Consider the following 8,653-nt stretch of genomic DNA (forward strand, 5'->3'; position numbering starts at 1 on the left):
GGACATCGTCCGGTCTGGTGGTTGAGGCAGCGGCGTTGCCGGCGCACGGAACCACGATCGACACGGTGATCGTGCCCGGCGGCTGGGGCGTCAACGCGGCCTGCGAGGATGCCGAGCTGGTGCAGTGGATCATCGGCCGCTCGCGCGATGCGACGCGAACCGCCTCAGTTTGCAGCGGCGCCCTGCTGCTGGCTGAGGCCGGCCTGCTCGACGGCCGGCGTGCGGTGACCCATTGGGGCCGCTGCGCGGAGTTCGCACGACGCTTTCCGGCGGTTCGGCTCGATCCCGATCCGATCTTCATTCGCGACGGCAATGTCTGGACCTCAGCCGGCGTGACGGCCGGCATAGACCTCGCACTGTCCTTCGTCGAGGCCGACCTTGGCCGGCGCATGGCGCTGGCGGTGGCGCGCGAGCTGGTCGTCTTCCTCAAGCGTTCCGGCGGCCAGGCGCAGTTCAGCCAGACCTTAAAGCTGCAGCAAGGCGACGGGCGCTTCGACCGGCTGCATGGCTGGATCCTCGACAATCTCAGCGCCGATCTCTCGCTGGAGCAATTGGCCGACCGCGCCAATATGAGCCGGCGCAGTTTCTCGCGCCGCTATCAGGAGGCGACCGGCCGCACACCCGCCCGCGCCGTCGAGGAGATCCGGATCGAAGCGGCGCGGCGGATGCTGGAGCGGGGACAAACGGTCGGCCAGACGGCGCGGCGTTGCGGCTTCGGCTCGGAAGAAACGATGCGGCGCGGCTTCCTACGTGTCCTTGGCACCAACCCGCGCGACTACCGCGAGCGCTTCTGATCGCGACCGCTCGCGCCATGAAGCCGGGCTGAGCGAGGTAACGCGCCGGAACTCGCGGTTGAAGTTCGATTTGGTCTGGAAGCCGGATTCGAGCATCGCCGCAGTCACCGACATCTCGGTTTCGCTGAGCAGCCTGCAAGCTTCAGCAATGCGGAAGTCATTGATGAACTGCGAGACGTTCTTGCCGGCCAACCGATTGACCGCGCCCGATATCTGGCGGGCGGGCACGCCGGCGCGGCGGGCCAGCCGCGACAAGGTGAGATTTTCATCGCGCGCCAGTTTCTGGTCGGCCAGGAGGGTGCGTATCCTGTCGAGAACCTCACGATCCTGCGCCGCTGTCGATGGTGTTTCGAGTTCCTCGGCGGCATCGGATTGAGGCTGCGCGCGCGCAGCGGCGATGGCAGTCAGCCCGATGAGAAAAAGGCCAAGAAAGTTCGCATTGCTGACGATGAAGGCCGCGTTCTCGCCTCTGCTCCATTCAAAATCCATCAATATGGCGAGATCGAAGAAGGCAGAGACACAAAGCGCCAGGGCGGCGATGACGAGCGCGCGGTGCGCGGCGACCGCGCCGTCGAGCCGCGCCTCGTCCAGCGCATCGGGACCGGCGCGGCCCAGATCGAGCACGGCCAAGGCATAACCGACGAAGATCACGATCATGGCGGCGTCGATCAGCGCCGGCGCGAACAGCACCAGGGCAAGCATCAGGACAGGCGGCGCGGCATGAAGCCAGCGAACGCTGTCAGCGTCGGCGGCGCTGCGGTGGATCAGGCTGCGAAAGCCGGCAAAGACGATGGGCGGCAGGCCGCTGGCAACCACCGGCAGCACGTAGCGCAGCGCTGTCATGCCATAGCCCCAGCGCAGACCGAGAAGCGCCGACTGCAGGATGCAAAGGCCGATCAGGGCGAGGAACGGCCGGCTCGGCTGCTCGGCATGCAGCATCCGGACAAGCAGGACGAACAAAAGCAGGGCGACGACGAAGGGAAGCGGAACGAAAATCACGGGGCAGTCTCAAAAAGCAATCGGGTGCATTGATAGTGGCCCGGATCGCGATTGAGAACGACCTCGATCGCGATCGAGGACGCAACTTCGGGATGTCATCAGCAGATCATCGCCGGTCTCTCCAACCGAGCGAGGTCCTCATGACATTCTCCCGCATCCTGTCCGCAGCGATGCTCACAGTCGCTTTCACCGCTACAAGCCACGCCGCCGAGGTCGGCATGCGCGAAATCTCCGTCGCGGCACCGCAACGCGGCCGCAATCTCCAGGTCTTTGTCTGGTATCCGGCCGAGGCCAGCGGCGAAGCCATCCTGCTTGGCGACAACAGGGCCTTCAAGGGCGTGCCGGCCTTCAAGAATGCGCCACCGCTCAAGGGGCGTTTTCCCCTGGTCGTGCTGTCGCATGGGTCGGGCGGGCGCGTGCAAGGCATGGCCTGGCTGGCGGCGGAACTCGCCAAAGCGGGCTTCATCGTGGCCGGGCCCAATCATCCCGGCACAACCAGCGGCGACTCAACCCCAGCCGACACGCCGAAATTGTGGGAGCGCACGCGGGACCTCTCGGCCGTGATCGACGCGATGACGACCGACCCGACATGGGGCAACGCCGTCGACGGCGACAGGATCGGCGTGCTCGGCTTCTCGCTCGGCGGCGCTGCGGCGATGGAGATTGCCGGCGCCCGCGCCAGCCTCGACGCCTATGCCCATTATTGCGACGAGTACAGGAAATGGGACTGCGCCTGGTATGCGGGCGGCATCGGCTACCGTGACGACGCGGTCGTGCATGTCGATAAGCTCCACCTCAGGACGATCGACAAGGCGCGCTTCGAGCAGTCAAACCTCGACCGCCGCGTCAAAGCGGCCGTGCTGGTCGATCCCGGTCTTGCGCCGGCCTATGACACCGCCAGCCTGAAGGCGATCGCGATCCCGATGGATTTCATCAATCTCGGCGGCGCCGACACGATTCCGCTGGGCGTCGTTGCCGACAAACTGGCTGCGATCGCGCCGCGCGGCACATATGCCTCCGTCAAAGGCGCCATCCATTTCAGCTTCTTGCAGGAATGCAAGCCGGGCGGCGCCGAGCTGCTGAGGGAAACGGGCGAGGTCGATCCGATCTGCGCCGACGGCGGCAGCCGCTCGCGCGCCGACCTACATGCCGAGCTGGTCGGTCTGATCCGGGGCGACCTGGAGCGCAGCCTGCAGGGTCCTATGTGACCTCGGCCTGTCGCGTAAAAGACTTCCACGGCCATTCGGCGCGATGGCCTAAAGCGCGTCGCGCTGAACCGGATTCAGGCGACGCGCTTTAAGTCTTTGTTTTGATGCATGTCGTTGTCCCAGAACCGCTCACACTTCTGGGCGACATGCATTATAGCGCCGCCGGCAGCGGCCCAATCGCTGCGATGCCGGCTTCGGTCAGCGCGTAGATGCCACGCTCGGCGCGGGCGAACCAGCCATAGTAATTGTGCTGCAGGATGCTCGCGGCCCGTGGCGAGAGCGTCTTCAGGTCGCGCGGCCGTTTCGGGCCGTCGACCATGGCGGCGGCGCAGGCGAGCGCCTCCTGCCGGTAGGCGGTCATGATCGGCTTCTTGCGCGTGCTGCCGCCGATGGATGGATCGCCCTTGCGGCGATGATGCTCCTCGACCAAGCGCGAGCGCCGCCGTGGATCGCGTCGCGGCGGCAGGGCGGCGGGACTGAGGATCAACTCCACCTCGCCCCTGGCGCTGACGCCAAGCAGGCCGAAGCCGAGGCGACGACAAAGCGCGCGGAAGCGCCGGTCGTGCTCCCGGCCCTTGCCGCGCGCCGACATCAAAGCGGCGAGCCACACCTCGTCACAGGCCGCCGCGCGGTCGACGGCTTGCAGGACGAGCTCGAGGTTGAATTGCAGCTTGAGCTCGCAGATGACGACGACCGGCGGCTCGCCGGCGCGCACGCCGACCATGTCGCAGCCGCCAACCTCGCCCTTGACGGCGAAATCCATGCTCTCGAGGAACCGCTTCACCGGCTCGTAGAGGGAGGTTTCCTGCATGAGAGAGGCATAACCGATTCGCGGCTGGTCGGCCCAGCGGCCCATTGCGGTCACGGCCACCGATGTCAGGCGCGGTGCAGGTAATCCTCGATCGACTGCGCCTTCATCTCGATCGAGAAACCGGGCGCCTGGGGCGGCATATAGGCGGCGTCGCGGATGACGCAGGGTTCGATGAAATGCTCGTGCAGGTGGTCGACATATTCGATCACCCGCCCATCCTTAGTACCTGACACGGCGACGTAGTCGATCATCGACAGATGCTGGACATATTCGCACAAGCCGACGCCGCCGGCATGCGGCCAGACCGGCAGGCCGAACTTGGCGGCGATCAGCAGCACCGCCAGCACTTCGTTCAGCCCGCCCATGCGACAGGAATCGATCTGCACCACGTCCATTGCGCCGCCGGCGATGAACTGCTTGAACATGATGCGGTTCTGGCACATCTCGCCGGTCGCGACCTTGATCGGCGCCACGGCCTTGCGGATCTTGGCGTGGCCGGCGACATCGTCGGGACTGGTCGGCTCCTCGATGAAGAAGGGCTTGGCGAAGGCGAGGTCCTTCAGCCAGTCGATCGCCTGGTCGACCTCCCAGACCTGGTTGGCGTCGATCATCAAATAACGGTCCGGACCGATGACCTCGCGGGCGATCCTGAGACGGCGGATGTCGTCGGCGCGGTCACGGCCGACCTTCAGCTTGATGTGGTTGAAGCCATCGTCGACCGCTTCCTGGCAGAGGCGCCTGAGCTTGTCGTCGGGATAGCCGAGCCAGCCGGCCGAGGTGGTGTAGCAGGCATAGCCTTCGCGCTCGAGCGCGGCGATGCGCCCGGGCTTGCCGGCCTCCGCCTTCTTCAGGATTGCCAGCGCTTCAGCGGGCGTGATGGCGTCGGTGAGATAGCGGAAGTCGATGATCCTGACGATCTCTTCCGGGCTCATCTCGGCGACCAGGCGCCAGACCGGCTTGCCGGCTTCCTTGGCCCAGAGATCCCACACCGCGTTGACCACCGCGCCGACTGCGAGATGCATGGCGCCCTTGTCCGGCCCGATCCAGCGCAACTGGCTGTCGCCGGTCACGTGATGCCAGAAGCGGCCGGGGTCCTCTTTCACCCAGTCGAGATCGAGACCGACGACGAGATGGCGCAGCGCCTCGATCGCCGCGCAGCAGATCTCGTTGCCACGGCCGATGGTGAAGGTGAGGCCATGGCCCTTCAGCGACGGGACGTCGGTGTCGAGGATGACATAGGCGGCCGAGTAGTCCGGATCCGGGTTCATCGCGTCGGAGCCGTCGAGGCTTTGCGATGTCGGGAAGCGGAGGTCGAAGGTTCTGAGGTCCGTGATTTTCGTCATTGCTGCCTCGTGCTGGCCCGCCTCGTCATTCGATCGCCGGAGCGGCCTCAGATCGACCAGCCGCCGTCGATGTTGTACGCCTGCCCGGTCGTGTAGGTCGCGCCGGCCAGATAGACGGCGAGATCGGCGATCTCTTCCGGCGTGCCGATCCTGCCCATCGGCTGGCGGGCGATGAAGGCCGCGCGCGCCGCCTCATAGTCGCCTTGCGCCTGCATGCGGCCCTGAAGCGAAGGGCTCTCGACCGTGCCCGGACAAATGGCATTGCAGCGTATACCCTTAGCGACATAGTCGGCGGCAATTGATTTTGTCAGGCCGATGACGGCCGCCTTGGTCACGCCGTAAGCAAAACGGTTCGGCACCCCTTTCGGGGCGCCGGCGACGGACGCCATGTTGATGATCGCGCCGTCGCCGCGCTCCAGCATGCCGGGCAGCACGGCACGGATGGTGCGGATCATGGCGCGCACATTGAGGTTGAAGGCGAAATCGAGATCCTCGTCCTTCATCTCCAGGATCGAGCCGGCATGGACGAAGCCGGCGCAGTTGAACAAGACGTCGACGCGGCCGATCTCGGCGAAGGCGGCCTTCACCGCCTCGTCGTTCAGCACATCGAGTTTTCGAGTCGTGATGCCGGGCGTCCTGGCGAGCTCGGCCAGGGCCGTCTCGTTGATGTCGGTGGCGTGGACGATGGCGCCCGCTTTGCCGAAGGCCAGCGCGCTTGCCCGCCCAATGCCCTGCGCGGCCGCCGTAACGACCACGACCTTGCCTGTGATGTCAGCCATTCTTTATCTCCGTCCTTCAGCCGGGCCGTCGCTCGACGATGTAGATGTGGTCCGCGGCCAGCACGACCTCGTCGCGCTGGTTCAAAACCTCGACGCGTTCGATGACGCGTCCGGCATTCGGCCGTTTCGGGTCATCTTCCTTGGCCGCGATGGTGGTGCGCGTGCGGATCGTGTCGCCGATGAAGACCGGCTTGATGAAACGCAGCCGGTCGTAACCATAGGAGAAGGCAACCGGATTGATGACGCTCGCCGTCAGGCCGACGCCGACCGAGAAGACCAGCGTGCCATGCGCGATGCGCTGGCCGAAGGACGTCATCTTCATGAACTCGGCATCCATGTGATGCGGGAAGAAATCGCCGGTGTGGCCGGCATGGACGATGAAATCGGTCTCGGTGATGGTGCGGCCGCTGGTGAGGCGCGACGAACCGATCTCGTAATCCTCGAAATAGGTGGTCTGTTCCATGTCCGGCCTTATGGCTTCGCGGCCAGCGGCGTCGCCGGCGCGGCGCTCGATTTATAGGCGGCCTCGACCAGCGCCATGGTGTGCCAGGCGTCCTCGACAGAACTCACCAGCTCAGCATCTTCGCCGGAGGCGAAGCGCTGGACATTGGCCATGCGGCCGACAAAGGCATCGGGAAACCATTCGCCGGCGAGCGACACAGTGACCCACTCCGACCCGCCTTTCGGATGGATTTCCAGAATGTCCGGCTCGCCGCGCGGGTAATCGAGATTGAGGCCGAGCTTGACATAGGCCGCGCCCTCGGTGCCGCAGATGCGAAACTCGCAGGCCTGGTGGCGGCGGCCGAATTTGTGGTCGTGGTTGATCGAGAGCGCGCAGCGCACCGTGTCGCCGTAGTCGAGGATGGCGCTGGTGCGGGTCTGCGCGACCTTGTGGTTGGGATGGCCGAGCGTCTTGGCGTGCACGCCCAGCGGGTCGCCGAGAAGCTGGCGGATCAGGTCGAGATAATGGATCGAATGCATGGCGATCTCGACGCGTGGCGCCTTGAGCAGGAACTCCCAAAGCTGCCACGGCGTATCGAGCGCGAGCAGCGCATCGAAATCGACGACCTCGCCCAGCCAGCCCTTGGCGATGGCGTCCTTCAGCGCCAGCATCATCGGCGCGAAGCGAAGCTGGAAGTTGACCGCGGCCTTCAGTCGCTTGGCGCGGCAGATTTCAAGGATTTCCGTCGCCTCGCCGAGATAATTGCCCATCGGCTTCTGGATCAGCGCGACGGCGCCATCCGGCAGCGCTTTCAGCACATCGGCGTGGCGGCCGGGCGGGGTGGCGAGGTCGAAGATCGCGTCCTTCACCGCCGCTGCTTCCTCGACCGAACGGAACGCCGTCACGCCCCATGTCTCGGCGAGCTTCTGCGCCTTCGCCTGGTCCGGATCGTAGAGGCCGGAAATCGGGAAGCCGCCCTTGCGATAGGCCGGAAAATGCGCGTCGCCGACGATCGAACCGGCGCCGAAGGTGACGATCTGGCGCGGCTTCGACGGCTTCGGCCAGGACTGGGCCAGCGATGCCGGATCGAAGGCCTCAGTCATGATGGAAGACCTCGTCCATCGACGCCCACCACTCGCCTTCCTTTCGGGTTTCGAGCGGCTCCTGGCAGGGCATGCAGACCGACCACCATTCCTGCGTCTTCGGGTCGGCCGCCATCTTGGCCATGTCGGCGGCGTAGTCGGTGCCGTGATATTCGAAATAGGAGAACAGCAGGTTCTCAGGCCGCTTCAGGTAGATCGAATAGTTCTTGATGTTGCAGGCCGAGATCATGGTCAGCACGTCCGGCCAGACGGCGGCGTGAAGGCGGACATATTCCTCGACCTTCTCGGATTTCAATCCAAGCACCATGCCCATGCGCTGCATATCCGCCTCCCTATTTCACGATCGCCGTGGTGAATTCGGCGATGCTTCTTGCCTTGACCGCGTCCCAGTCCCAGTCGATGCCGATGCCCGGCTCGCTGGGCGCCAGCGCATGGCCATCCTCGATGCGCATCTTGGCGCCCGTCAACTCATCGAGCTGCGGAATATACTCGACATATTTGCCGTTCTGGATGGCGCAGACCAGGCTGACATGCAATTCCATCAGGAAATGCGGGCAGACCGGCATGTCGAAGGCCTCCGCGGCATGGGCAACTTTCAGCCAGGGCGTGATGCCGCCGATGCGGCCGACATCGACCTGAATGATGTTGGCGCCGCCTTTCTGCATATACTCGCGAAAATGCCTGATCGAATAGAGCGACTCGCCGACCGCGATCGGCGTCGCCGTCGACTTGGACAGCCGCACATGGCCGTCTATGTCGTCGGCCGGCAGCGGCTCCTCGATCCAGGCGAGGTCGAGATCGCGCAGCCGCCCGGCGCGGCGGATCGCCTCGTCGACGGAAAAGCCCTGGTTGCAGTCGGTCATGATCTCATAGCCGTCGCCGACGGCCTTGCGCACGGCCGACAGCCGCGAAAAATCCTCCGAGCCATGCGGCTTGCCGATCTTGACCTTCGAGCCGGTGAAGCCCTTGGCCTTCGCTTCCAGCGCATCGTCGACCAAAGCCTGCGTCTCGATATGCAGCCAGCCGCCTTCTGTCGTGTAGAGCGGACAGCGGTCCTTGGCGCCGCCGGCGAGCTTCCAGAGCGGCAGGTTCTGTTTTCTCGCCCGCAGATCCCACAGCGCCGTGTCGATCGCGGCGAGCGTGATCGCGGTGATGGCGCCGATGGTGGTGGCGT

Annotated in this window: 10 protein-coding genes; 2 read left to right on the forward strand and 8 right to left on the reverse strand. The window is 65.1% G+C overall.

What is annotated here, in order from left to right:
• The coding region (locus EOA24_RS18575; RefSeq protein WP_127409971.1) for a helix-turn-helix domain-containing protein at positions 1-794 on the forward strand (794 nt) is incomplete at its 5' end.
• Here EOA24_RS18575 and EOA24_RS18580 read toward each other — a convergent pair.
• Positions 747-1,793 (reverse strand): AraC family transcriptional regulator, encoded by a 1,047-nt coding sequence (locus EOA24_RS18580; protein WP_127255905.1) that lies wholly within the window; start codon positions 1,791-1,793, stop codon positions 747-749. The genes EOA24_RS18575 and EOA24_RS18580 overlap by 48 nt on opposite strands.
• 140 nt (positions 1,794-1,933) lie before the next feature.
• Here EOA24_RS18580 and EOA24_RS18585 point away from each other — a divergent pair, with 140 nt between their 5' ends.
• A complete protein-coding gene (locus tag EOA24_RS18585) occupies positions 1,934-3,001 on the forward strand; it encodes an alpha/beta hydrolase (RefSeq protein WP_127255907.1) in 1,068 nt (355 codons plus the stop codon).
• Between the two features lie 151 nt (positions 3,002-3,152).
• On the opposite strand, the gene EOA24_RS18595 is transcribed toward EOA24_RS18585, so the two are convergent.
• The 7 genes from EOA24_RS18595 to EOA24_RS18625 all read right to left on the reverse strand — a co-directional run.
• Positions 3,153-3,812: a DUF2161 family putative PD-(D/E)XK-type phosphodiesterase gene (locus EOA24_RS18595; protein WP_127255909.1), complete on the reverse strand. Its 660-nt coding sequence runs from the start codon at positions 3,810-3,812 to the stop codon at positions 3,153-3,155.
• A gap of 65 nt (positions 3,813-3,877) precedes the next feature.
• Positions 3,878-5,155: an L-fuconate dehydratase gene (locus tag EOA24_RS18600; protein ID WP_127255912.1), complete on the reverse strand. Its 1,278-nt coding sequence runs from the start codon at positions 5,153-5,155 to the stop codon at positions 3,878-3,880.
• A gap of 47 nt (positions 5,156-5,202) precedes the next feature.
• Positions 5,203-5,934, reverse strand: a complete 732-nt coding sequence (locus EOA24_RS18605; protein WP_126079832.1) for an SDR family oxidoreductase — start codon at positions 5,932-5,934, stop codon at positions 5,203-5,205.
• A gap of 16 nt (positions 5,935-5,950) precedes the next feature.
• Entirely contained in the window at positions 5,951-6,397 is a 447-nt protein-coding gene (locus tag EOA24_RS18610; RefSeq protein WP_127255914.1) for a MaoC/PaaZ C-terminal domain-containing protein, read from the reverse strand.
• An 8-nt stretch (positions 6,398-6,405) separates the two neighbouring features.
• Positions 6,406-7,479 carry a Gfo/Idh/MocA family oxidoreductase gene (locus tag EOA24_RS18615; protein WP_127255916.1) on the reverse strand — a complete coding sequence of 358 codons (1,074 nt, stop codon included), beginning with the start codon at positions 7,477-7,479 and terminating at the stop codon, positions 6,406-6,408.
• Positions 7,472-7,801 carry an L-rhamnose mutarotase gene (locus tag EOA24_RS18620; RefSeq protein ID WP_042645142.1) on the reverse strand — a complete coding sequence of 110 codons (330 nt, stop codon included), beginning with the start codon at positions 7,799-7,801 and terminating at the stop codon, positions 7,472-7,474. The genes EOA24_RS18615 and EOA24_RS18620 overlap by 8 nt, the downstream gene beginning before the upstream one ends.
• A gap of 10 nt (positions 7,802-7,811) precedes the next feature.
• Positions 7,812-8,653: mandelate racemase/muconate lactonizing enzyme family protein (locus EOA24_RS18625; protein ID WP_133374545.1), on the reverse strand; the 842-nt coding region annotated here is incomplete at its 5' end.

The sequence above is a fragment of the Mesorhizobium sp. M2A.F.Ca.ET.039.01.1.1 genome, assembly GCF_003998035.1.
Lineage (GTDB): Bacteria > Pseudomonadota > Alphaproteobacteria > Rhizobiales > Rhizobiaceae > Mesorhizobium.

Excerpts from the sequence above, each read along its gene's own strand:
- EOA24_RS18585 (WP_127255907.1), top strand. The coding sequence starts at position 1,934 with ATGACATTCTCCCGCATCCTGTCCGCAGCGATGCTCACAGTCGCTTTC.
- EOA24_RS18595 (WP_127255909.1), bottom strand. The coding sequence starts at position 3,812 with ATGCAGGAAACCTCCCTCTACGAGCCGGTGAAGCGGTTCCTCGAGAGC.
- EOA24_RS18600 (WP_127255912.1), bottom strand. The coding sequence starts at position 5,155 with ATGACGAAAATCACGGACCTCAGAACCTTCGACCTCCGCTTCCCGACA.
- EOA24_RS18605 (WP_126079832.1), bottom strand. The coding sequence starts at position 5,934 with ATGGCTGACATCACAGGCAAGGTCGTGGTCGTTACGGCGGCCGCGCAG.
- EOA24_RS18610 (WP_127255914.1), bottom strand. The coding sequence starts at position 6,397 with ATGGAACAGACCACCTATTTCGAGGATTACGAGATCGGTTCGTCGCGC.
- EOA24_RS18615 (WP_127255916.1), bottom strand. The coding sequence starts at position 7,479 with ATGACTGAGGCCTTCGATCCGGCATCGCTGGCCCAGTCCTGGCCGAAG.
- EOA24_RS18620 (WP_042645142.1), bottom strand. The coding sequence starts at position 7,801 with ATGCAGCGCATGGGCATGGTGCTTGGATTGAAATCCGAGAAGGTCGAG.